The organism is Rhodoferax aquaticus, assembly GCF_006974105.1.
Classification (GTDB): Bacteria; Pseudomonadota; Gammaproteobacteria; order Burkholderiales; family Burkholderiaceae_C; genus Allorhodoferax; species Allorhodoferax aquaticus_A.
On the sequence record NZ_CP036282.1, the window covers coordinates 3,796,238 to 3,819,459 of the forward strand.

At 60.1% G+C, this 23,222-nt stretch carries 18 protein-coding genes; 12 read left to right on the forward strand and 6 right to left on the reverse strand.

The features are described 5' to 3' along the window. Positions 1-67: 67 nt before the first annotated feature. On the reverse strand, positions 68-1,123 hold the full coding sequence (locus EXZ61_RS17545) for an alpha/beta hydrolase (RefSeq protein ID WP_142812983.1): 1,056 nt from the start codon (positions 1,121-1,123) through the stop codon (positions 68-70). A 307-nt stretch (positions 1,124-1,430) separates the two neighbouring features. On the opposite strand from EXZ61_RS17545, the gene EXZ61_RS17550 reads away from it, so the two are divergent. The 10 genes from EXZ61_RS17550 (at position 1,431) to EXZ61_RS22635 (ending at position 12,995) form a co-directional block, all read left to right on the forward strand. After that, positions 1,431-2,744 carry an ABC transporter substrate-binding protein gene (locus tag EXZ61_RS17550; protein ID WP_142812984.1) on the forward strand — a complete coding sequence of 438 codons (1,314 nt, stop codon included), beginning with the start codon at positions 1,431-1,433 and terminating at the stop codon, positions 2,742-2,744. Positions 2,745-2,864: 120 nt separating this feature from the next. Further along, a complete protein-coding gene (locus EXZ61_RS17555) occupies positions 2,865-3,725 on the forward strand; it encodes a carbohydrate ABC transporter permease (RefSeq protein ID WP_142812985.1) in 861 nt (286 codons plus the stop codon). A 121-nt stretch (positions 3,726-3,846) separates the two neighbouring features. Then, positions 3,847-4,674, forward strand: a complete 828-nt coding sequence (locus EXZ61_RS17560) for a carbohydrate ABC transporter permease (protein ID WP_142812986.1) — start codon at positions 3,847-3,849, stop codon at positions 4,672-4,674. Between the two features lie 153 nt (positions 4,675-4,827). Further along, positions 4,828-5,871: an ABC transporter ATP-binding protein gene (locus EXZ61_RS17565; protein WP_142812987.1), complete on the forward strand. Its 1,044-nt coding sequence runs from the start codon at positions 4,828-4,830 to the stop codon at positions 5,869-5,871. Positions 5,872-5,882: 11 nt separating this feature from the next. Beyond that, entirely contained in the window at positions 5,883-6,623 is a 741-nt protein-coding gene (locus EXZ61_RS17570) for an SDR family oxidoreductase (protein WP_237218995.1), read from the forward strand. Positions 6,624-6,667: 44 nt separating this feature from the next. After that, positions 6,668-8,068, forward strand: coding sequence for a D-arabinitol 4-dehydrogenase (gene dalD / locus EXZ61_RS17575; protein WP_142812989.1), 1,401 nt, complete (start codon positions 6,668-6,670; stop codon positions 8,066-8,068). Positions 8,069-8,155: 87 nt separating this feature from the next. Next, the gene (locus EXZ61_RS17580; RefSeq protein WP_142812990.1) at positions 8,156-9,094 is read left to right on the forward strand and encodes a helix-turn-helix domain-containing protein; all 939 of its coding nucleotides are present in this window, start codon (positions 8,156-8,158) and stop codon (positions 9,092-9,094) included. A gap of 9 nt (positions 9,095-9,103) precedes the next feature. After that, positions 9,104-10,579 (forward strand): xylulokinase, encoded by a 1,476-nt coding sequence (gene xylB, locus EXZ61_RS17585; RefSeq protein WP_142812991.1) that lies wholly within the window; start codon positions 9,104-9,106, stop codon positions 10,577-10,579. A gap of 94 nt (positions 10,580-10,673) precedes the next feature. Then, positions 10,674-12,779, forward strand: coding sequence for a PAS-domain containing protein (locus EXZ61_RS17590; RefSeq protein ID WP_142812992.1), 2,106 nt, complete (start codon positions 10,674-10,676; stop codon positions 12,777-12,779). A gap of 75 nt (positions 12,780-12,854) precedes the next feature. Further along, positions 12,855-12,995 (forward strand): DUF2177 family protein, encoded by a 141-nt coding sequence (locus EXZ61_RS22635; RefSeq protein ID WP_168224807.1) that lies wholly within the window; start codon positions 12,855-12,857, stop codon positions 12,993-12,995. Positions 12,996-13,089: 94 nt separating this feature from the next. Here the strand turns inward: EXZ61_RS22635 and EXZ61_RS17600 are convergent, their stop codons facing one another. Beyond that, on the reverse strand, positions 13,090-13,464 hold the full coding sequence (locus tag EXZ61_RS17600; RefSeq protein ID WP_142812993.1) for a response regulator: 375 nt from the start codon (positions 13,462-13,464) through the stop codon (positions 13,090-13,092). 28 nt (positions 13,465-13,492) lie between these two features. Further along, positions 13,493-14,458, reverse strand: a complete 966-nt coding sequence (locus EXZ61_RS17605) for a chemotaxis protein CheX (RefSeq protein ID WP_168224808.1) — start codon at positions 14,456-14,458, stop codon at positions 13,493-13,495. A gap of 192 nt (positions 14,459-14,650) precedes the next feature. Here EXZ61_RS17605 and EXZ61_RS17610 point away from each other — a divergent pair, with 192 nt between their 5' ends. Together EXZ61_RS17610 and EXZ61_RS17615 are read left to right on the forward strand one after the other, a co-directional pair. Continuing rightward, positions 14,651-16,198: a sensor histidine kinase gene (locus EXZ61_RS17610; protein ID WP_168224809.1), complete on the forward strand. Its 1,548-nt coding sequence runs from the start codon at positions 14,651-14,653 to the stop codon at positions 16,196-16,198. Between the two features lie 18 nt (positions 16,199-16,216). Beyond that, entirely contained in the window at positions 16,217-17,077 is an 861-nt protein-coding gene (locus EXZ61_RS17615) for a phosphate/phosphite/phosphonate ABC transporter substrate-binding protein (RefSeq protein ID WP_142812996.1), read from the forward strand. Positions 17,078-17,139: 62 nt separating this feature from the next. Here the strand turns inward: EXZ61_RS17615 and EXZ61_RS17620 are convergent, their stop codons facing one another. The 3 genes from EXZ61_RS17620 to EXZ61_RS17630 form a co-directional block, all read right to left on the reverse strand. Continuing rightward, positions 17,140-18,948, reverse strand: coding sequence for a hybrid-cluster NAD(P)-dependent oxidoreductase (locus EXZ61_RS17620; RefSeq protein ID WP_142812997.1), 1,809 nt, complete (start codon positions 18,946-18,948; stop codon positions 17,140-17,142). Between the two features lie 120 nt (positions 18,949-19,068). Then, complete coding sequence (locus tag EXZ61_RS17625) at positions 19,069-19,809, reverse strand: substrate-binding periplasmic protein (protein ID WP_142812998.1); 741 nt, start codon at positions 19,807-19,809, stop codon at positions 19,069-19,071. Between the two features lie 65 nt (positions 19,810-19,874). After that, complete coding sequence (locus tag EXZ61_RS17630; RefSeq protein WP_168224868.1) at positions 19,875-23,126, reverse strand: error-prone DNA polymerase; 3,252 nt, start codon at positions 23,124-23,126, stop codon at positions 19,875-19,877. Positions 23,127-23,222: the final 96 nt, after the last annotated feature.

Genomic DNA, 23,222 nt, shown 5'->3' on the forward strand with positions numbered 1-23,222 from the left:
AGGCCACTTTGGGGCTGGAGCGCCCACCGCCATTGCTCTCGCAGGTTCTTTTTTCGAAGCAACCCAGTTAAGGCGCTGCCAACCACTGCGCGAGCTCGGGACTTAGGCTGGCCATAAACTGCTCTACGGCGGTCGTGTACACCCCTGGAACCCCAAGCTGCGCATTGATTTCAATGTGCGACAGCGCTTGCGGCAAAACCTGCACCCGGCTGCCTACTTGGGCGCCACGCTGAGCCAAAGCTCGGGCCTGCACACACGAATCTGCTCGCTCTGAGGAACACACCGCCAATATCGGCAAGGAGTGAGCCGTTAACAGCTGGGTGGGCGAAACGCTCGCCCAGTAGGCGGGGTCTGTACCAAATGCAGGGTCGTACAGCCCCATGTGCTTGACCTGCATGATGCGAGTCACATCCATGGCCGCACTGTCAAGGGCCACCGTGCCTAACCACGGCGTTGCACCCAAGTCTTGGGCCAAACGCGGATATGCCGCCAACAGTGCCACAAGGTGGGCACCTGCGGAATGGCCCATCAGCACCACCGACTGGGGGTTGCCGCCCCAACTGGGGGCATGTGTCTGAACATAAGCCAGCGCACGGGCCACGTCGTGGGCTTGCTGCAAAGGGTCAGTCTGCGGCAGCAATCGGTTGTTAATCGAGACCAGCACAAAGCCCTTGCCCACCCAGCGCGTCACCTTGTTTTCAACCACTTGGCTATGGCGCTTGTCCCCTATACGCCAAGCCCCACCATGCACCATCAGAATCACAGGGGCAACGGGTGAGCCCACCTTGGCGCTCGCTGGCATGTACACATCCAAGCGCTGCTTTGCGTCTGTGCCATAGGCCAAGTCATGGAGCACCTTGCCCTTGGTCAGCGCTACCTTTGCGCTGGCACCATACGGGTCTTGCACGACTTGTTCAGGCCCCTGGGCCTGCTCCTTCATGGCACGTCGCTCTTGCAAACGGTCCCACAGTGGCCCTGATTGCGCCACCTGCGGCAGCACCGACAGGCTGACCCACAAAGCGCCAGTGAGCAAGCGATTGCGAACGCGAGGTTGCAAATATCGGGGTGCGGCCACAGGCCGCAGCAAAGGAATAGGCCTAGAGAAAGGCCGCACAGTGCGCATACAAGAGTCCTGATGACAGAGCATGTAAAGAAAACACTGTACCCATCGTGGTACAGGACGCGAGTACAAAAAATGTAACAAAACCGCAGCCATGTAAAGACCTCAAAGCATGTCCTAACACGCATGAGACCAGTACTAAATTGACACAAATAGGTGTAAACACTGCAATGGGTATGAAATTAAATACCAGAAGACTCGATCTTTGTACCATTTCAGAACATGGATACCAGTATCGTTCATGGGGTCGGTGCTAGCTGCAGACAAGCATTGAATAGCGCAACCCATCCAACAACAAGGAGACATTTCCATGAAACTGACGACCCGTCTTAGCCTGAGCGCTGCTCTGGTGATGAGCTTGTGCGGCGCATCGCACGCAGAAACTGAACTCGTTGTAGCCACCGTGAACAACGGCCACATGATCGAAATGCAGAAGCTCAGCAAGAACTTCGAGCAGGCCAACCCCGACATCAAACTCAAGTGGGTGACCCTGGAAGAAGGCGTGCTGCGCCAGCGCGTGACCACCGACATCGCCACCAAGGGCGGCCAGTTTGACGTAATGACCATCGGCATGTACGAAACCCCGATCTGGGGCAAAAAAGGCTGGCTGCAGGAACTGAAGACCGACGCCAAGTACGACGCGGACGACATCCTGCCCGCCATGCGCAATGGCTTGTCAGTGGACGGCAAGATGTTTGCGGTGCCCTTCTACGGTGAATCCTCCATGCTGATGTACCGCAAGGACTTGGCTGACAAGGCCGGCATCAAAGTGGCTGACAAGCCCACCTGGACCGACATCAAGGCCCTGGCTGCCAAGATCCATGACCCCAAGAACGGCGTGTACGGTATCTGCCTGCGCGGCAAACCGGGCTGGGGCGACAACATGGCCTTCTTGACCACTTTGGTCAACACCAATGGCGGCCAATGGTTCGACACAAGCTGGAAGCCCCAGCTGGAAAGCCAGCCCTGGAAGGACTCCATCAACTTCTACGTGGACCTTCTGAAGAACTACGGCCCTCCCGGCTCGTCTGCCAACAGCTTCAACGAAATCCTGGCGCTGTACAACGAAGGCAAGTGCGGCATGTGGATTGACGCGACCATTGCAGCGTCTTTCATCACCGACCCCAAGCAGTCCAAAGTGGCGGACAAGGTGGCATTTGCACAGGCACCCACCGCTGTGACCCCCAAGGGTGCCAACTGGTTGTGGGCATGGGCACTGGCCATTCCATCGGGCTCCAAGAAAGTGGACGCAGCCAGCAAGTTTGTGACCTGGGCAACCTCCAAGGAATACATCGAGCTTGTGGCCAAGACCAACGGCTGGGCCCACGTGCCTACCGGCACCCGCAAGAGCACCTACGCCAACCCTGAGTTCCAGAAGGCTGCCAAGTTTGCAGCGGCTGAAAAAGCAGCCATCGACTCTGCCAACCCGAGCGACAGCACCTTGCCCAAGAGCCCGTATGTCGGAGTGCAGTTTGCAGCGATTCCTGAGTTCCAGGCCATCGGCGCCACCGTGGGTCAGGAAATGAGTGCAGCACTGGCCGGCAAGAAGTCGGTAGACGCAGCCTTGAAGGCCTCTCAAGTCGCAGCAGAGCGCGAAATGAAGAAGGCCGGCTACTACAAGTAAGCATCTCTCCCGGTAAGTTGACTTCAGGCGCGCGGGGGAACCTGCGCGCCCTTTTATGTCACGTTTTCCGCCGCACTCCATGCCCCTTCGGGCCGGCGACGCTCAGTGAGAGACATCTTCATGAACCGATTTATTCCCCGCGCCCTGATGGCGCCGGCAGTGGTCACCCTCTTCTTGTGGATGATCGTGCCCTTGGTGATGACCATTTACTTCTCGGTCATCCGCTACAACCTGATGCAGCCCGACCAGAGCGGCTTCATCGGACTGGAGAACTTTGAATACTTCGTGACCGACCCTTCGTTTGGCACGGCAGTGATGAACACCCTGCTGCTGCTCGGCAGCGTGATCCTGATCACGGTGGTGTTGGGTACTTTGATTGCGCTGCTGATCGACGAGCCTTTTCCCGGCCGTGGTCTGGTCCGCATCCTGCTGATTTCACCGTTCTTCGTCATGCCCACCGTGAATGCCCTGCTGTGGAAGCACATGATGATGAACCCCATCTACGGCGTGCTGGCGCAGGTGTGGATCTTCTTCGGCGGCACCCCGGTGGACTGGTTGACTGACTTCCCGCTGTTCAGCGTGATCATCATCGTCTCTTGGCAGTGGCTGCCATTTGCGACGCTCATTTTCATTACCTCCTTGCAGAGCATGAACCGCGAGCAGTTGGAAGCCTCCCGCATGGACGGCGCCAATTACCTGCAGCAACTGCGCTACCTCTATCTGCCCCACATGGCGCGCTCGGTGGCGGTGGTGGTGATGATCGAGATGATCTTCCTGCTCAGCGTGTTTGCCGAGATCTACACCACCACCGGTGGTGGCCCGGGCGACGCGAGCACCAACGTGGCCTTCCTGATCTTCAAGCAGGCGCTCCTGAATTTCGATGCCGGTGTGGCTTCCGCGGGTGCGCTGTTCGCCGTGGTCCTGGCCAATATCGCCGCCGTCTTCCTGATCCGCATGGTCGGCAAGAACCTGGACAAGTAGTTATGAACCACCCCTGTCTTGCTTCGCTCGTCCCCCTCAAGGGGGCGGCTCTGGTGGCCCGGCAAAGCCGGTTCCACGGAGCCCTCGTTCGCTCCCCCTCAGACGCCATGGAGTCCTTCGCATGAAAGCTTCTATTTACACACCTGCCTACTGCTTGCGCACGCTGGTTGCGTGGCTGGTGACTCTGGTGCTGTTCTTCCCGTTGGGCTGGCTGGTACTCACGGCCTTCAAGACCGAGCTGCAAGCCATCTCGGTGCCGCCTTTGCTGCTCTTCACGCCTACGCTGGAGAACTTCCAGATCGTGCAAGAGCGTAGCGACTACATGCTCTACGCCAAGAACTCGCTCATCACCAGCGTGGCCTCCACCACTCTGGGCTTGATGCTGGCATTTCCGGCCGCGTATGCCATGGCCTTCTTCAAGGGCAAGTACACCAAAGACATCCTGATGTGGATGCTCTCGACCAAGATGATGCCCGCCGTGGGCGCCCTGGTGCCGGTGTATGTGATGGCTCAGACCAGTGGCTTGCTGGACACCCGCACCGGACTGGTGATCGTGTTCACCTTGTCCAACCTGCCCATCATGGTGTGGATGCTGTATTCCTACCTGAAGGAGATCCCGAACGAGATTCTGGAAGCATCCCGCATGGACGGCGCCACGCTCTGGAGCGAGTTCCGCTATGTGCTGCTGCCTCTCACCATGGGCGGGCTGGCCTCTACCGGTTTGCTGACACTGGTGCTGAGTTGGAACGAGGCTTTCTGGTCGCTCAACCTGAGCGCGGCCAAGGCCGGCACGCTGGCCACGCTGATTGCCAGCTATTCCAGCCCGGAGGGTCTGTTCTGGGCCAAGTTGTCGGCTGCGTCCTTCATGGCGATCGGCCCCATCGTGGTCTTCGGCTGGTTCAGCCAAAAACAACTCGTTCAAGGCCTCACCTTCGGCGCGGTGAAGTGATGCACACCTCCCGGCTTGCCCACTGCGTGTGGCCGCTTTCCCCCTTGCAGGGGGCGGTGCCAGCAGTCCGGCGGAGCCGGTCCTGCGGCACCCCTGGGCCTGTGTGCCTGGTACGCAAACGTTCCTAACAAAACTATTCAGGAGACCTTCTTCATGTCTTACCTCCAACTCAGCGGCGTTGAAAAGCTGTTCGGCGAACACCGCGTTATCAAGGGCATTGACCTGGCCATCCAACAAGGCGAATTTGTGGTGTTTGTGGGCCCGTCCGGCTGCGGCAAGTCCACGCTCTTGCGCCTGATTGCCGGCCTGGAAACCATCGACGGCGGCAGCTTGCAGCTCGATGGCCGGGACATCACCCACCAGCCCTCCAGCAAGCGCGACCTGGCCATGGTGTTTCAGAGCTACGCGCTCTACCCGCACATGAGCGTGTTCGAGAACATGAGCTTTGCCTTGAAGCTGGCCCATGTGGACCCCGCCATCATCAAAGACAAGGTGGACCGCGCCGCCAATATCCTGAACCTGACCAACTATTTGCAGCGCACACCCAAAGAGTTGTCTGGCGGTCAGCGCCAGCGTGTGGCGATCGGCCGCGCCATCGTGCGGGCCCCCAAAGTGTTTTTGTTTGACGAGCCGCTCTCCAATCTGGATGCAGCCCTGCGCGGCCAGACGCGTATCGAGATTGCCAAGCTGCACCGCGACCTCGGCGCCACCACCATTTACGTAACGCACGACCAAGTGGAAGCCATGACCTTGGCCGACCGCGTGGTGGTGCTACGCGACGGCAGTATTGAGCAGGTGGGTACGCCGCTGGAGCTGTATGACCGCCCGGCCAACCAGTTTGTGGCCCAGTTCATCGGCACTCCGCAAATGAACGTGGTCGAAGCCGCCAAGCTGCCCTCGGTGACTACCGTGGCCGGTGTGCAAGTGCCTGCGCTGGGTTCCATAGGCTTACGGCCTGAAAGCATCACGCTGGTGCAAGCCGGCCAGGGGGCTGTGCAAGCCAAGGTAGAGCTGATCGAGGCTCTTGGCGCCGAGACCCTGATCTATGTGACCACCCAGAACGGCGCCCAGCTGGTGGCTCGCTTGAACACCCGCACCGAGCTGCATGTGGGCGCTGACGTAGGCGTGCACATCGATGCCGATGCTGCCCACCTGTTTGATGCCAACGGCCGTGTCGTAGCCGCGGGCGCACGTTGATGTCCGCCGTTATGACACCTCACCCACAGCAAGCCCTTCACGGCCAGGTGGCCGCTGTCACAGGTGCCGCTTCGGGCATTGGCTTTGCCAGCGCGAACGCCATGGTTCAAGCCGGTGCCCGCGTGGTGCTGATCGACCGTGATCGCACTGCACTGGACAAAGCCTGCGCAAGCCTCGGGTCTCAAGCTGTGCCCCTGGTGCTGGACCTGCTGGACCGCGACCAGTGCGCCAGCTTGCTCACTCAAGTGCTGGCACTGGAAGGGCGCTTGGATGTGTTCCACGCCAACGCCGGCCTGTATGTGGGCGGCGACCTGGTCGACAGCGATCCGGATGCCATCGACCGCATGCTCAACCTGAACATCAATGTGGTGATGAAGAACGTGCATAACGTGCTGCCGCACATGATCGCGCGGGGCTCGGGCGACATCATCGTGACCAGCTCACTGGCAGCGCACTTCCCGACCCCGTGGGAGCCCGTGTATGCGTCGTCCAAGTGGGCCATCGACTGCTTTGTGCAGACGGTGCGCCGCCAAGTGTTCAAGCACGGATTGCGCGTAGGCTCGATTTCCCCGGGGCCGGTCATTACCTCTTTGCTGTCTGATTGGCCTGCCGACAAGCTGGCAGAAGCCAAGGCCAAAGGCAGCTTGCTGGAGGCCTCGGAAGTCGCTGACGTGGTGATTTTCATGCTGACCCGTCCGCGCGGCATGACCATCCGCGACGTGGTGATGATGCCCACCCAGTTTGATCTTTAAGCGATCTCCCAGCGAACCCTGATCCACTTTTTTTACGCCTGACCATGACCACGATTCTTCACCTCGGACTGGGCTCGTTCCACCGCGCACACCAAGCGCTTTACATCCACAAACTGCGGCAGCGTGGTGATACCGAATGGTCCATCACCGGCGGCAATCTGCGCCCGGACATGCTGGCCACCATGGAGGCCCTGCAGGCCCAAGGCGGCGCGTACACGCTGGAAACCGTGACGCCCCAAGGCGAGCGCAGCTACACCCGCATTGAGTCGATCCAGAAAGTCATTCCTTATCAGGATGACCTGGCCCCGCTGATTGCAGCCGGTGCTGAGGCTGCCACCCGCATCATTTCGTTCACAGTGACCGAAGCCGGCTACTACCTGGGTGCAAAAAACCAACTGGACTGGGCCACCTTTGCGGACCTGCGGGCTGACCTGGAGGCGGTGAAGGCGGGCCGCGCCGGCCACACTATTTACGGCGGCTTGGTCAGCATCTTGCGGGCCCGCATGCGCAGCGGCGCCGGTGCGGTGACCCTGATGAACTGCGACAACCTCCGCCACAACGGCGAGCGTTCGCGCGCCGGCTTGCTGCAGTTCATTGACGCACTCGGCGACGCCGCGCTCAAGGCATGGGTAGAGCAGAACACCAGCAGCCCCAATGCCATGGTGGACCGCATCACCCCGCGGCCCACGTCGGATGTGGCCGAGCGCGTGAAGGCCGCGACCGGCTGGGACGATCAAGCCGCCATCATGGGTGAGAGCTTTATCCAGTGGGTGATTGAAGACAACTTCATTGCCGGCCGCCCTGCCTGGGAGCAGGTGGGCGTGGAAATGGTGCAGTCGGTTGACGCCTATGAAGAAGCCAAGATCCGCCTGCTCAATGCCACCCACAGCTGCATCGCCTGGGCCGGCACCCTGGTGAGCTACCAGTACATCCACGAAGGCACGCATGACTCCGTCATCCGCCGCTTTGCGTATGACTACGTGACGGACGACACCATTCCTGTGTTGGATACGCCTGAAAAGCCCAGTCCGCTGGACTTGCGCGCCTACCGCGACGTGGTGCTGGATCGTTTCGGCAACCCTGCCATTTGCGACACCAACCAGCGCGTGGCCATGGACGGTTATTCCAAGATTCCGGGTTTCATTGCCCCCACCATTCGCGAGCGTCTGGCCCGGGGTGAATCCATCTCGAGCGTGTCCATGTTGCCTGCGCTGTTTCTGGCTTACCTGCAGCGCTGGCACCGGGGCGAGATTGCCTACACCTACCAGGACCAGGCCATGGATACGGCTGCAGCGCACGCCATGTGTGAATCTGCCGACCCGGTCGCTGCCTTTGCGGCAGACAATGTGCTCTGGGGGGCGCTGGCTTCGCACCCGCAGCTGGTAGGCGCCTTGCGGGTGGCGCACGAGCGGGTGGGCCTGTTTGTGAAGAACCACCGCAGATGACCGTTCTGCAAAGGTCCTGCATCAGCGCATCACATTGGCTATAAACAGCGCATCCGCAAACAGCGACAACCTATTGCAAGAAGTGCCATGGCAGCAAACAAGCACCCCACCACACCACGACAGCGGGGCCCCGAACTAGAGGCTGACTACAACCGCAATCCGTCCTTGGGCTACGAGCCCACGGCCGAGGTAGGGTTCATACGCTGTCTGGACCACGGCTACCCCACCCCCTTGGCGCGTTGGCACTGCCATGATGAATACGAGCTGCACCTGATTACGGCCACCTCAGGCAAGGCGTTTGTAGGTGACTGGATTGGACCTTTTCAGCCGGGCAACTTGGTGTTAACGGGTCCCCGATTGCCCCACAACTGGGTCACCATGGATGCGCCGCCGGGTGGAGTGGCAGAGCGTGACTTGGTGATCCAGTTTTTGCATGGCCCCATTGAAGCGGGCGCCCAGCACATTGCCGAACTACGCGACATGCTGCCGCTGCTCGAACGAGCCAAGCACGGCATAGAGTTCTTTGGCATGTTGCGTACTGCGCAAGAACATTGGCACCGTGTCAAAGCCAACCGGGGCTTGGCCCGCCTCGCCGCGTTTTGCGCCTTCATGGCGGAGCTGAGCCAATGCACGGACTACCGCTTGCTGTCTAACGCACAGCTACAGAGCGTAGACAGTGACGCGCAGCAAGACCAAATCAATGTGATCCTGAATCGCATCACTGAAAACATCGCAGAACCATTGGCCGCCTCCGAACTCGCGCAAGAACTGGGCATGACGGAAAGTCGGTTCTCACGATTCTTCAGACGCGCCACCGGCAACACCTTTACCGATTTTGTGAACCATGTGCGGGTCACGCGGGCGTGTCAGTTGCTGATGGAGTCAGACCACTTCATTGCTGACATTGGCTTCGAGGTGGGGTTTAACAACTTGGCCAATTTCAACCGGCGTTTTTTGGACATCAGAGGCATGACCCCCAGCGAGTACCGACGCCAGGCGGCGAGCCGCTTTGGCGTCAAAGCCTAAGGACTTTGCATGTATCTTGGCATTGATTTAGGAACTTCTGGCATCAAGCTAGTGCTTTTAGACGCGCAGAAAACCCTTGTAGCCACTTCAGACGCCGCGCTCACGGTGCAGCGTCCGCACCCGCTATGGAGTGAGCAAGACCCGCACGCATGGTGGCATGCGCTAGAAGATGCCGTGGCGCATTTGCGCCACACGGCCCCACAGGCGTGGGCACAGGTTAGGGCCATCGGTTTATCAGGCCAAATGCATGGCGCCGTGGTGTTGGACGCGCAAGACCAAGTCCTGCGACCTGCCATTTTGTGGAACGATGGGCGTGCGCATGCAGAGTGCTTGGCACTGGAAGCGCAAGTGCCAGAGTCTCGCCATATCACGGGCAACTTGGCCATGCCGGGGTTCACAGCGCCCAAGCTTTGTTGGTTGCGCACCCATGAACCGCAGGTGTTTACCCGCACCCGAAAAGTGCTGCTGCCCAAGGACTGGCTGCGCTTGCAACTTGTGGGCGACTATGTGAGCGACATGTCCGATGCGTCTGGCACTTTATGGCTTGATGTTGCGAAACGCTGCTGGAGCGTACCCATGCTAGAGGCATGTGGTCTGAACCTAAGCTATATGCCACGGTTGATAGAAGGCAGCGCGTCCAGCGGAACGCTGCGCACGCCATTGGCAGCGCAATGGGGCTTGTCACCGCAGATCATTGTGGCCGGTGGAGCTGGGGACAACGCGGCCAGTGCCATTGGCGTAGGTGCGACCTCCGAGGGCCAAGGCTTTGTGTCGCTTGGTACATCTGGCGTGGTGTTCCAGGTGGGTACGACTTATGCGCCTGCACCAGCACTTGCATTGCATGCCTTTGCACATGCGATCCCGCAACGGTGGCACCAGATGTCGGTCATGCTCAGCGCCGCCAGCGCCTTCAGTTGGGCGGCACGACTCACCGGTTGCACCAATGAAGCCGACTTTGCGCACAAAGCTGCCTCACTGACTGAAACGGAACAAGCCCAGGCGCCCCTATTTTTACCCTACCTCAGTGGAGAGCGCACGCCCCACAACAACCCCATGGCCACGGGTGTTTTGATGGGCATGCGCGGTGAGCATGGTGCGGCAGACATTGCCTATGCCGTCATGGAAGGGGTCTCGTTTGGGCTGCGCGACGGCTTAGCTGCCATGGGCCAGCCCAACGTGACTGCCAGCCAACAGCCAGCCTTAGCGTTGGTGGGTGGTGGTGCACGCAGCGATGCATGGGCCCAGCTTGTGGCCAGTGCGTTAAACCGTACCTTGCAACGCTCTACCAATGCCCCTATTGCTGCCGCACTGGGTGCAGCACGCCTTGCGCAGCTCGCAGATGGTGGGTTGGAAGAAGAGGTTTGCTCCCCGCTGGAGAGTGGCCAGTTGTTTAACCCAAGTCTTCGCCATCAAGCCCTACTAGCACCTCGGTACGATCGATATCGCCAACTCTACCCAGCTCTGCAAAGCCATTTTCACGCATAGTCATAGGCTTAAAAGGCCCGCCCCTTGCGCGAATGGCGGGTATTGGGCAGACTGAACGTCTTACAGAGGTACGGGTAAAGCGTTTGGAGCGTGCATGGCAATTGACCTTGGGGCGGATGAAAAACTGGCTTTGCTAGCGCAAGGCTTAGACCAGTTGGACATCGGGTTTACCGTTTTTGACCGTGACTTGGTGATGGTGGCTGCCAATAAGCGGTTTCAGGCCATGCTCAACTTCCCTGACCATCTGTGCCAAGTGGGCGCCACCTTGGAGCAAGGGCTCAGACACAATGCAGCCATGGGCGAGTACGGGCCTGGCGATATTGAGGCCTTGGTTAAACCACGCCTTGCATTGGCCAGGCAGTTTTTGCCGCACCGCTTTGAGCGCAAGCGCCCCGACGGCAGCATCATCGAAGTCTGCGGCAACCCGCTACCAGGTGGTGGCATGGCCACTACGTATACCGATGTCACGCAAGCGCGCTTGCGCGAGCAGGCGCTGGTCGCCCTCAGCGCCGAACTTGAGCAACGCGTAGATGCCCGCACCCAAGAACTGCGCCAACGAGAGAAAGAACTGGCCCACAAAGCAGACATGTTGGAACAAGTCATCAGCAATGTGAACCAAGGCATTAGTTTTGTAAACGCTGACTTAGAAATTGAGCTCTGCAACCAAAAATTTGGGGAGCTGCTGGACCTACCCGCGGAGCTTTGCAAGCCGGGTATTTCATTCACCGCACTGGCTTTGTTCAATGCCGAGCGCGGAGAATATGGCCCTGGTGACCCGTACATGCTGGCCAAGATGCGCATTGATGCGGCGCGCCAGTTCATCGCCCACCGATTCGAACGCACGCGCCCAAGCGACGGCATCACGCTGGAGATCATGGGGCAACCCACGCCGGACGGCGGCATGGTCACGACCTACTTGGATGTGACGGAACGCAAGGCCACGGAGCGAGCCTTGCAAGACGAGCGTGAGCAACTTCGCAACATCGTGCAAGGCACCCACGCGGGCACCATGACCTATGACCTGACTACGGGTGAGGTGGAAGTCAACGCACGTTGGGCAGAGATACTGGGCTACCGCCTGGAAGAGCTTGAGCCCATAAGCACCACCACACTGATGCGCGTTTGCCATCCCGCTGACTTAGAGGGCATCATGGACGCCATGTTTAGCCACTTTAAAGGGCAGACCGCTTACTACAACCACGAGCACCGGGTACTGCACAAAGACGGGCGCTGGATATGGGTTGCCGCGCACGGCCAAGTGTCTAGCCGCAGCCCTGAAGGGCGCGCCCTCAAGATGGCGGGGGTACACATCGACATTACCGAACGCAAGCAAGCCGAAGCACACATCCGTGAACTCAACGAAACCCTAGAAGAGCGGGTGGCCGAGCGCTCTGAACAGCTGAGTGCAGCCATGCAGTCGCTCCACAAGTCACAAGAAGAATTGGCGCGCAGCGCGGCCAAAGCCACGCTCAGTACCTTGGTGGCTAGTGTGTCGCATGAACTCAATACACCGCTGGGCAACAGCCTCATGGCTGCCAGCACCTGCTCAGCCGCAGCACGTCACTTTCTTATGCAGTACGAGGCGGGCCAGGTCAAGCGCTCCGACTTGGCGCAATTCGTGGAGCAAATCAGCGATGGCACGGCGCTGGTCGAGCGCAATTTGCACCGTGCGGTGGAGTTGCTTACAAGTTTCAAGCAAGTAGCCTCTGACCAGGCCAGCGAACAAATGCGTGAGTTTGAGGTGGCCGCCGTAGTCACCGAGGTCTTGGACACCATGAGCCCTACCCTCAAGCGCTACAAGCATCAGGTCACGGTCGACATAGCTCCAGAACTATGGGTCGCCAGCTATCCAGGCGCTTTGGGTCAGGTGGTGATCAACCTGGTTAACAATGCTTACCTGCACGCGTTTGAACATAAGCAGCAAGGCACTGTGCACATCGCAGCCCACGCGCAAGACGGCATGGTGCATCTGACGGTGAGCGACGATGGTGCAGGCATGGACGCAACGCTGCTCAACCAATTGTTTCACCCGTTCTTCAGCACCAAGATTGGCCGTGGTGGCACGGGACTGGGGATGACGATTGTCGAAAACCTGGTCAAAAAGGTACTGGGGGGCACACTCCATGTGCGCTCTGCGCTGGGCCACGGGACCACGTTTGAGATGCAGATACCCTGCACTGCGCCACACCCTGCGCAATGAAACCATGCCTCCCTCAAAAGCCCGTTTTGCCAGCTGGCTTACCGGTGCCTGTGTAATGGTGGTGCTAGATGTGCTGTGGATTGGAGTAATTGCGGCACCTTGGTACCACTGCGCGGTGCCCTGTTGGGTTTCGGTGCGTATGCCACTTACCACCTCACCCAACTAGCCGCGTTGAAAGCCTGGCCTTATTGGCTGGCAGCGCTGGACATGGCATAGAGAAGTGCCATCAGTGCCGCCGCTGCGCTGGCTGGGCAAAAACTATGGCTGCGACTCAGCCGCAAAGCGCAGGTGTAAAGACCCTGCTTAATGGCTAAGGCTGAAGGCCACACAAGCGTTTAAAGGGTCCCAGAACCGCCTCGCCTCTGAAGGGTTTGACGATCCAACCCGTAACCCCAATGGCCTTGCCTCGCTCGCGCATCAAGGGGTTGTCTTCGGTCGTGAGCATGATGATGTGTACGCTCTTGTTGTCTAGTTCGGTGCGAATTTTTTCAGCCATCATCAGGCCATCCATGATGGGCATATTGACATCACTGACCACCAGCCGAATGGCGGGGTCAGCGCGCAGTTGCGCTATTCCATCGCGGCCATCGGTGGCCGTCGTCACCTCAAACCCGTTCTTACGCAGATAACTGGACACAATCTCTCGCATTGTGCTGGAGTCATCAACTACCAAAACGTTCGCCATTGTGTTTTTCTCCTTGCCCAAGGCACATTCAAAACAAGTCCAAGTCGCCTGTAGGGGTGCCCTCAGATGCTGCCGCTGCAAACACTGCAAAGTCCTCTGGGGACCAGTGCAGGTTAAATATAAATCGTTGCACGATGACCAAGGCCTGCGCCCCCAAACGACCTGGGTCGGTGAGCTGATAACGGATGCACAGTTGGGGGTCGGGCGAGCCAAAGGAAATGTATTTGTGCGCATGGTTAATCACAATGGGCACTTGCGTTTGCTGGTTGGCAAAGGCTTGGGGCGGTATGTAGCGGTTCTTAAACGCACCCCAAATCAAGTTGGTCGTCTCCCCCAGCAAGTTATTGATCTCACGGAAGTTAAGGTCGCCTCCAACACCCTGAAAGCTCAGGCCCTGCACCAAGCCTTGGCGCAGCGCGCTCTCTTCGGTTTGCAGCATCATGTAACCACGACACCAGGTGCTCTCAATCGGAATCAGGGTGGACACCTCGCCATGGATGATGCGGTCATGCACCACATACGGAGACTCTGACTGCACCAGGGCATTGGGGAACATCGAGCGCAACGCGGAAGTGGTGAGATCCACAATACCGTCCACCAACGCCGTGGGGTAGCGCAAACTGAAGATGGTGCGCTCCACACTGGCACGCAAGCCATCAATGTCGTCGGATTGCCACTGGTGCCCTACGGCTTGCTGTTCAGACGCCGTCAAACCGCGCGTGGATGTGCGGCGCAAAAAAATGGGAAGCTCGGGGCGTAGCTTGTGTATGGCTTGCGCCAGTGCCAAGCCATCGGGTCCATCACATGGCATGTCTTCTGCCAACAGAACACCTGCCAAATCTTTGTTGCTCTCTAGCGAAGCGATGGCATCGTGCGCCGTACGCAGCAAGGCTAGCAAACCAATCGAGGCGCAAAAGTCAGTCAGCGTCTTGCAGTGCACGGAATCATGGTCCAGCAACAGCACTTTGGCCTCAAGGTGGGTGGTGTCCGTCATGTCTGGTGTCCCCAAAAGGAAGTTCAACCGCGTCCGCTTTTGCATCGTACCTGAGTCTTTGCAAAAGGTCACCGGTTTCCACACGCAGAACGTGCACACCGAGTTCAGAGGGCGTTTTCCGGCCTCTTTATGGCTTGTGCGCACGCATGTTCCCGACTATGCTGGCACAGTCACACACAACCCCTCGTTTGCATGCGCACGCTTCGGCAAAAACTGGTCTTGGCCACGGTCCTCGTTTTCTCTCTCACCACTCTGGCCATTTTGCTGGCCACGCGCGTGGTGATTGTGGACGCGATGTCGCAGCAAAGTAGCCGTGATAGCGCGCGCAGTGCCGCCCTGCTCTCCAGTGCCCTCGGGCCTTTGTTAGCGCAGCGTGACTTGGCGGGACTGGACGAACTGAGCCACGACCTCGTGCAACGGGGCGATTTCACTTTTCTGGAGGTGCGCGACAGCAACCAGCAGTTGCTGAGCCAAGCGGGCAGCACCAGTGCTTCTGCCGCCTCCCTGTCCGAAACCACGCTGCGGGTGGGCCAGCGTAACTACGGTGTTGCACGTTTCAGCCTCGACAGAGGGGGAATTGAAGCCGCAACCGACCAAATTTTGGGGCGTATGCTGGCGATCTGCTTAGGCACCATGGTGCTTGCTGCTCTCTTGTTGGTCTATTGGTCGGGCGTGCTTACCCGCAGTTTGACGGCCTTGCGCAATGGCGCCGACCGCATGGCGGCGGGCGAGCAAGACGTGCGCATTGCGGCAACAGGCAAAGATGAACTCGCCAAGCTGGCTACAGCCTTTAACCACATGTCTGAGGTGCTGAGTGAACGATTTACCGCATTGGAAAGTGCAGAAAAGCGCTTACAAGAATCCCATGCGGTGCTGGAGCATCGGGTCAGCGAACGCACGCAGCACCTTGAGCAAACCTTGGACCGATTACAGCTCACACAAGACGAACTGGTAGAGGCTAAAAAGCTGGCCTCGCTGGGGGCCTTGGTGGCCGGTATTTCTCACGAGCTCAACACGCCGATCGGCAACGCCTTACTCACAGCGTCTTCCCTACAAAGCCTTTTGCGAGAGACAGACACCAGCGTTCAGAACCAAACCGCGTCCAGAAAAGGCCTGATTGCAGCACTAGGTACAGGGCAAGAAATGGCCGGTCTGGTGGTCAAATCCAGCCAAAAAGCCGCCGAGCTCATCACCAGCTTCAAGCGGGTTGCCGTAGACGACGCCTCGCAACAACGGCGGCGCTTTGACTTGCTGTCTATCGTATCTGACCTGATGCGCGCCATGTCTTACGGACTCAAACACAGCGCGCATGCCATTGAGTTGGATATCCCTACTGGCGTGGTGATGGACAGTTACCCCGGCCCCCTGGACCAGGTCATTTCCAACCTCATCCAAAACGCAGAACGCCATGCGTTTGGCCCCAACAGCACGGGACTGCTGCGCATCAGTGCCACCCTCGTGGCGGGCGGCCAGCGGGTTGAGCTGCGCGTGCAAGACAACGGCGCTGGCATGCCTGCGAATGTGCTGGAACACGTGTTTGACCCTTTTTTCACCACCAAAATGGGCCAGGGTGGGTCAGGGCTTGGCCTGTCGATTGTTCGCAATATCGTCCATGGCCTGCTGGGCGGGCACATCAGCGTCACCAGCACCGTGGGCCAAGGAAGCACCTTTGTGCTGGACTTGCCCTTGCTAGCCCCTTTGGTCGCGGACTCTGTGGCCAGCACCTACGCACCGCTTTAGCGCACCGAAAGAGATCCTATGTCCATGCACCTCAACCGTAGACACTGCTTACGTATGCTGGGTGCGCTGCCTTTGGTGCACAGCGTGGCGGCACAAACGCCAAGTGGCGAGCGTAGTTTGGTGTTTGGCATGGTGCCTTACTTGCCCGTGCAGCAGTTGGTACGCCTGTACGAGCCCATCGTGGCGCTGATTGAGCGCACTTTAGGCAGGCCTTGTGTTTTGGCCACTGCGCCAGACTTTGAACAGTTCATTGAGCGCGCCCGCAAAGGCGAGTTCGACATCATCGGCGCGTCGCCCCACGTGGCGCGTCTGCTACAGCGCGAAGAGGGTTTTTCGCCCTTGGCCCGCGCCACTGCGGCGCTGGAGCCTTTGGTAGTGGTGCCAACCGAAAGCCCCCTGAAGCGATTGCAAGACCTGTCCCAACGTGCGGTGTTAGTGGCTGATCCATTTGCGGTGCATGTGCTCATTGCGCTGCGCGACATCCGAGACCATGGCGTGGTGCCTGGGCGCGATGTCAAACTGGTGGTTGCAGGCACCCAGCGCAACTGTGTGCAGCGCATGCTCAACGGAGATGCACCTGCTGCGGTGGGCTCAGCCTCCACCTTGACCTTGTTGCCGCCTGAGCTGAGCACACGCTTCAAAGTGCTGACGCGCTGCCCCAAAGGCCTCACCCCCATGGCCTATTTGGCGCACCCTCGCTGGAGTGCCCAAGCCCCCAAACTAAGCCAAAACTTGCTGCAGTTCCCGAACACCCCTGAAGGCCAAGGCCTGCTCAAAGCCACCCAGCACGAGGGTTTGAGTGCACTCAGCATCGCAGAGCTCGCCACGGCAGACCCGCTGGTAACCGAGTACTACCGCCAGCGCGCCAACACCTTTTAGTGGCCTAGCTAGAGAAGGTAGGCTTTGGGCGTTTGGATGCAGGGGATCAAAAAAAAAAGTATTCACAGCGGACCAAGCACCACGTCGCTCAGCGGCACTGCGCAGCAGGTCAGCACCTTGCCTTGCGCCCGCTCTGCTTCCGTGATGGCGGGAACCTCTGCCTGGTCTACCTCACCCGAAAGCAAGGTCTGCTTGCAAGTGCCGCAAACGCCAGCCCGGCAGCTCCAGGGCAAGGCCACGCCGTGCTTATGGGCCTGATCCAAAATGGTGGCTTGGTTATTTCCCGCAATGCTGTGCGTGCCAATGCGCAGTTGTAGCGCTTGATGGGGGCGGTCCACCCCACGCGCAGTGCCACCAAATCGCTCTTGCTGGATGTGGGTTGCGGGCACTCCCAATCCCCGCAAGCGATCGGCAGCATCTGCCATAAAGCCCTCAGGCCCGCAAAGAAAGACCTCACGCGCCAGCAAGCCCTGCACTTGCGCCAAGTGCGCGTCACTCAACCGTCCGTGCAAGCCCCGCCAGTGGGGTCCGGGCTGGCTCAAGATCCACGTGAGTTGCAAGCCTTGCTGCTGCATGGCCGCCAGTTCGGCGGCAGCGGGTAGGTCCGCCTCGCTGCGGCACAGGTGCATCAAGTGCACCCCACCGAGCTCGCCACGCAACGCCAAGGTGCGCGCCATCGACAACATAGGCGTCACGCCCGAGCCTGCCGAGAGCAACAACAGCGTGCGCCCAGCCCCCAAGTGAAAGTCCCCCGCAGGGGGTTCGGCGAGCAAGGTGCTACCAACTTGCAGCGCTTGGTGCAACCAGGATGACACGCGGCCATCGCTTTGGCGTTTAACGCTCATGCTGTAGCGTGCCAACTGGTCTGGGCTTGAGCTCAAGGTGTAACGGCGCTGGTGGCGCTGGCCCTCTACATCGACGCTGACAGGCAGATGTTGGCCCGGCAAGTAACTGGGTAACGGTTGACCATCGGCCGCTTCTAGCCAAAAGGTTTCGAAATCACGGGCCACTGGCTCACGGGCCACACACACCAAGACCCGCTTCTTGGGCGCGGTATCGGCGTAGACCACGGGCTCCACCGTTTCCAAGACCTCAATGGGGCTGCCGGCCTCCACCCACCCCTCATTAAGGGCCACGAGGTTTTGGCCAAAGTACACCTCTCCATCGTCCCCCCGGCGATAGCGCGCCAGCGTAGACAGCGGCTCGCGCAGCACGTTGAAGCGGTCTGTGCCCGGCTCCACCGTGGTCATGATGCAGCGGCTACATGGCTTAAGCACCGCAAACTCCACCTCGCCGATGCGAATGCGCTTCCAGCTGTCTTCCTCAAACGGCTGGGTGCCCGTGGCCACCAAGTTGGTACGGAATTGGCGCATCTGGTGCAAGGCGTGAGAGCGCAGATTCAGGTCGTCCAAGGAGGCTTGGCCAATCAGCAGCACCGGGTAGCCATCGGCCATGCTGACCCGCGTGCCGGTTGCGGCGCGATAACGCGCAGAGCGTGCACCCACCCACAACAAGCGCACCGGCTCACCCAACACTTGGCTGAACCAAGCATCGGCCTGGGGATGGGTGCGCAAAGCAGTAAAACGGTCGCTCCACACCGCAGTGGCTTGCGGCTCCAGGCTGAAGTCTTTTTCATACAAATTCAGGATGGCATGGCCCGGGTAGGCCAGGTGCAAGCCGCCGTCTTGCGGGGTTGCACGCAAGAGTTGCAACTGGGGGTGGGTGCGGGCCGTCACAAACGTGCCGTCTGGCTGCACCACCATATAGCGCCTGTCGCCCAGCAAGCCCTCTTCGCTCACGAAAGCGCGGGGCAGTTCCATGCCTGCCGTGGACTTGATGGGATAGAGATGAATGCTGCCTAGGCGTGGCATAGAAAGGTCCGGGTGAAAAGGTGGGGCGCAAAGGTATCACAGCCTAGACCGAAACGGGCAACGCGCCCTGGCTGAGGACGCGAACGGCTGCATGCGCCTGATGCCGTCGTGAAAAAATGACTACTGGTACTTTCTGTACATCTTGTCCCAGGTGCCGTCCGCCGCCATGCGCTCTAGGGCAGTTCTGATGCTACGGACTAGCTGCGGGTCAGAGCCCTTGGCTAACACCACATACGACTTGGCGTCCGCCACATCATCGACCAGGGGGAATAGGGCTTGTACCGAAGCTCTTGGCTTGCCAAGCCGTTCGAGTTCTGCAAAAAAGGTGCTGCGCGCTGCGACCAAGTAATCAAACCTGTCCAAAAACAGCATGGGGGCCAAACTGCTGTACAGGGGAACGGGTTGGATCGTGGCCATTGGCAACTTGGCTTTTAACCATTCATTGTTGGCATTGTTGGCAAGGGTGCCGATGGAGGCCGACTTCAAGTCATCCAAAGTTTTAGCCACTGGCGCTAACCCCTCGGTGCGGCGAAACACCCAATACTCCACCCGGTTGACGGGGCCTAGCCATTCAAACTGGGCTTCGCGCTCTGCCGTTCGCACCACGGGGAACAGCAAAACGTTGGCGGTCTGCGACCCGGTTAACAGCGCTCGGGACCACGGCTGGATCTCCATCTTCAGCGTGAGCCCAGCCCTGCGCGCTGCCTCCGTGAGGATCTCTACCGCCTGACCGCCGTCAGGCGTTTTGCCATCGGCAGAAGTGACCAGAACCGGCAGTTTGGGCGCAACCGCTAGCACCTGCGCCTGCACCGCTCCTAGAGAGAAGCACAGTGTCGCCACAAGCCAAACGAGATGTGTCATGGCGGCGAGTATTGGCCGCAGTCCGGCAGCTTGTCAACGCTGCACGGCGCGCGCACGCCCCACCGTCAATGAAAGTCCCGGCTGATCGTGGCCAAGTCGCCCAGCATGGGCGTGAGGTCAACAAGCCGCTTGGCGATCACGTGGCGGACTTCGCCGCCGCTGGCTTCGTCGCGCTGCCAGATGCCGTACACCGCCATGAGCCGCGCTTGGTAGACCTCTTGGCGGAACTGCTCTTTCACTGCTTTCCACACAATGACGTTGACGGAGCCGGTCTCGTCTTCCAGCGTGACGAAGACCACGCCTTTGGCGGTTTGCGGGCGCTGGCGCATGGTGACGATGCCGCATGCGCGCACCAAGCGGCCACTGGGGTAGTTGCGCATCTGCGCGGCGGTAAGCAGCTTCATTTTTGATAGCTGGCTGCGCAATAGCAGCAAGGGATGCGAGCGCAAAGTGAGCCCTAAGGCAGCGTAGTCAAACGTCACTTCTTCTCCCTCGGCAGCGGCGGGCAAATACAAGGGGTCTTCCTCAATGGGCACGCCTTGCAACAATGCGGGGGCGGGCCGCAAAGCAGAAGCGTCCCACACTTGCTGGCGGCGGTGGCCACTCAAAGACTGCAGCGCGTCGGCACTGGCCAAGGCTTTCAAATCGCCCGCGTCGAGCTGGCAGCGCAACGCCAAGTCTTGGGTGCTGGTGAACGGCGCCAGCGCGCGCTGCGCACTGATGCGCAGGCCCACCTCTTGCGACAAGCCGCCCACCAAGCGCAGGCCTAGGCGCACAGCCGCTTGATGGGTCTGTGCTGCGTCTGCCCCACCATGGGCTGCTGACGGTGCTGCAGGCTCCAAGGTGCAATCCCAATCGCTGTGGGCCACGGCCACGGCACGCACTTCTACGCCATGGCGTTGGGCGTCTTGCACGAGCTGCGAGGGCCCGTAAAACCCCAGCGGCTGGCTGTTGAGCATGGCCGCTAAAAAGCAGGCGGGCTCATGCCACTTGAGCCAGCAGCTGATGTAGACCAACAACGCAAAGCTGGCCGCGTGGCTCTCTGGAAATCCGTACTCGCCAAAGCCTTCAATCTGCTGAAACAGCGTGTCCGCAAATGCTTGGGTGTAGCCGTTTTTGAGCATGCCGCCCACCAAGCGGTCGTAAAACTTGCTCACGCCGCCCTTGCGCTTCCACGCGGCCATGGAGCGGCGCAGCTGGTCCGCCTCGCCCGCGCTGAAGTTGGCTGCCGCCATGGCAATTTGCATCACCTGCTCTTGAAAAATGGGCACGCCCAGGGTGCGCACCAAGGCCTGCTTGAGCTGTGGGCTGGGGTAGGTCACGGCCTCGGGGTTTTGCCGGGCCTTGAGGTAGGGGTGCACCATGCCGCCTTGTATGGGGCCGGGCCGCACGATGGCCACTTCCACCACCAGGTCGTAAAACGTGCGGGGCTTGAGGCGCGGCAACATGCTCATTTGGGCGCGGCTCTCAATCTGAAACACGCCCACCGTGTCGGCCCGGCAAATCATGTCGTAAGTGGCCGTGTCTTCGCGCGGAATGTCTTGCATGCGCATGGGGCGTGGCAAGCCGCGCCACTGGGTGATAAGCGCCAAGCAGCGGCGAATGGCGCTGAGCATGCCCAAGGCCAGCACATCCACCTTCATCAGGCCCACGGCATCGAGGTCGTCTTTGTCCCACTGGATGATGGAGCGGTCCGGCATGGAGGCGTTTTCCACCGGCACGATGCGCGTGAGCGGCCCCTGCGTCAGCACAAAGCCGCCCACGTGCTGGCTCAGGTGGCGGGGGAAGCGCTGCAACTGCGTGCTCAAGTCCACCCACTGCTGCATGCGCCGCGCTGTAGGCGCTTGAAAGTCGGGCCCTAGGCGCGCCAGGGCATCACCCAGACGCTCGGCCAAAACCTCGCGGCTGTACATGCCGGGGTGCTCTTTGGACAAAGCGGCAATCAGTGCGTCGGGGATCTCCAGCGCACGCCCCACATCGCGCAAGGCACTGCGGGGCCGGTAGCTGATCACGGTGGCGGCAATGGCGGCGCGCTCGCGGCCGTATTTGGCATAGATGTACTGGATCACCTCCTCGCGGCGCTGGTGCTCAAAGTCCACATCAATATCGGGCGGCTCGTTGCGCTCTTTGGAGATGAAACGCTCAAACAGCAAATTGGTTTCCGTGGGGTTGACCTCGGTCACGCCCAAGCAGTAACACACGGCTGAATTGGCCGCCGAGCCCCGCCCCTGGCACAAAATGCCCTGGCTGCGTGCAAAGCGCACGATGTCGTGCACGGTCAAAAAGTACATCTCGTAGCGCATCTCCGCAATCAAGACCAGCTCATGCTCCAGCTGCTGGCGCACCTGCGGTGGCACACCAGTGGGGTAGCGCACCAGCGCCCCTTCTTCGGTGTAGTGGCGCAGCGTTTGGGCCGGGGTTTGGCCGGGCAGCACCGCCTCTAGCGGGTAGTGGTAACGCAACGCGTCCAAGCTAAAGGTACAGCGCTGGGCCACTTCCAAGGTATTGGCCAGCCACTGCGCGGGGAACAAAGCAGCCAGCCGCGCCCGCACCCGCATGTGCGACTCCGCATTGGCTTGCAAGGCAAACCCACAGGCCGACACCGGGAGCCCCAGGCGCACGGCAGTCAGCACATCTTGCAAAGGTTTGCGTGAGCGCACATGCATGTGCACCATGCCCGTGGCCACCACGGGCACGCCGCTGAGAGCTGCAATTTGCTGCACCCGCTGCGCCTGCAAGCTGTCACCTGACACCAAGCCCGCACTGGCACACAACCACAAATTAGGGCCAAATAGGGCTCTAGCGCCCATGGATACTGCGCAAGCCGCTTCTGTTTTTATAGCGCCATCAAAATGCAGCAGCACTTCGCACGCCTGCAGGCTTGCCCAGTGCGCGGCATACGCAAGCCCCCAGCCCACGCAGTACTCGCCCTTGGGCGCGGCCATGCGCGCTTGGGTGATGAAGGCGCACAGATGGCCCCAGCCCTCCAAGGAGTGGGCCAGCACCACGGCGGTAAAACCTGCCGCGCCAGTATGGGCGGTGCCACGGGTGGCGGTCTGCCCCTGAGCGTGGGCCTGCGCGCCCAGCGGCACCCGAAACTGCGCGCCCAGCAACAGCTTGAGCCCCAGGCGCTGCGCCTCCCCATGCGCACGCACCACCCCGGCCACCGAGCACTCGTCCACCAAGGCCAAGGCGCTGTAGCCCAAACGGTGCGCGCGCGCCACCAGCTCCTCCGGCTGCGACGCCCCCCGTTGAAAGCTGAAGTTAGACAGGCACACCAACTCCGCATAGGCAGGCGCCCCCTCCCCCGCAGGCATGGCCGTGCGCCCCAGGGTTTCAACCGATTCCGCAGACTCCATGGCCTGTTGCTCCATCGCTGACAGCCCCAATGAACTGCGCTGCAATGCTTATGG

Bases quoted from the DNA above. Each gene is read 5' to 3' on its own strand.
- EXZ61_RS17545 (WP_142812983.1), bottom strand. From the start codon at position 1,123: ATGCGCACTGTGCGGCCTTTCTCTAGGCCTATTCCTTTGCTGCGGCCT.
- EXZ61_RS17550 (WP_142812984.1), top strand. From the start codon at position 1,431: ATGAAACTGACGACCCGTCTTAGCCTGAGCGCTGCTCTGGTGATGAGC.
- EXZ61_RS17555 (WP_142812985.1), top strand. From the start codon at position 2,865: ATGAACCGATTTATTCCCCGCGCCCTGATGGCGCCGGCAGTGGTCACC.
- EXZ61_RS17560 (WP_142812986.1), top strand. From the start codon at position 3,847: ATGAAAGCTTCTATTTACACACCTGCCTACTGCTTGCGCACGCTGGTT.
- EXZ61_RS17565 (WP_142812987.1), top strand. From the start codon at position 4,828: ATGTCTTACCTCCAACTCAGCGGCGTTGAAAAGCTGTTCGGCGAACAC.
- EXZ61_RS17570 (WP_237218995.1), top strand. From the start codon at position 5,883: ATGACACCTCACCCACAGCAAGCCCTTCACGGCCAGGTGGCCGCTGTC.
- dalD (WP_142812989.1), top strand. From the start codon at position 6,668: ATGACCACGATTCTTCACCTCGGACTGGGCTCGTTCCACCGCGCACAC.
- EXZ61_RS17580 (WP_142812990.1), top strand. From the start codon at position 8,156: ATGGCAGCAAACAAGCACCCCACCACACCACGACAGCGGGGCCCCGAA.
- xylB (WP_142812991.1), top strand. From the start codon at position 9,104: ATGTATCTTGGCATTGATTTAGGAACTTCTGGCATCAAGCTAGTGCTT.
- EXZ61_RS17590 (WP_142812992.1), top strand. From the start codon at position 10,674: ATGGCAATTGACCTTGGGGCGGATGAAAAACTGGCTTTGCTAGCGCAA.
- EXZ61_RS17600 (WP_142812993.1), bottom strand. From the start codon at position 13,464: ATGGCGAACGTTTTGGTAGTTGATGACTCCAGCACAATGCGAGAGATT.
- EXZ61_RS17605 (WP_168224808.1), bottom strand. From the start codon at position 14,458: ATGACGGACACCACCCACCTTGAGGCCAAAGTGCTGTTGCTGGACCAT.
- EXZ61_RS17610 (WP_168224809.1), top strand. From the start codon at position 14,651: ATGCGCACGCTTCGGCAAAAACTGGTCTTGGCCACGGTCCTCGTTTTC.
- EXZ61_RS17615 (WP_142812996.1), top strand. From the start codon at position 16,217: ATGTCCATGCACCTCAACCGTAGACACTGCTTACGTATGCTGGGTGCG.
- EXZ61_RS17620 (WP_142812997.1), bottom strand. From the start codon at position 18,948: ATGCCACGCCTAGGCAGCATTCATCTCTATCCCATCAAGTCCACGGCA.
- EXZ61_RS17625 (WP_142812998.1), bottom strand. From the start codon at position 19,809: ATGACACATCTCGTTTGGCTTGTGGCGACACTGTGCTTCTCTCTAGGA.
- EXZ61_RS17630 (WP_168224868.1), bottom strand. From the start codon at position 23,126: ATGCCTGCGGGGGAGGGGGCGCCTGCCTATGCGGAGTTGGTGTGCCTG.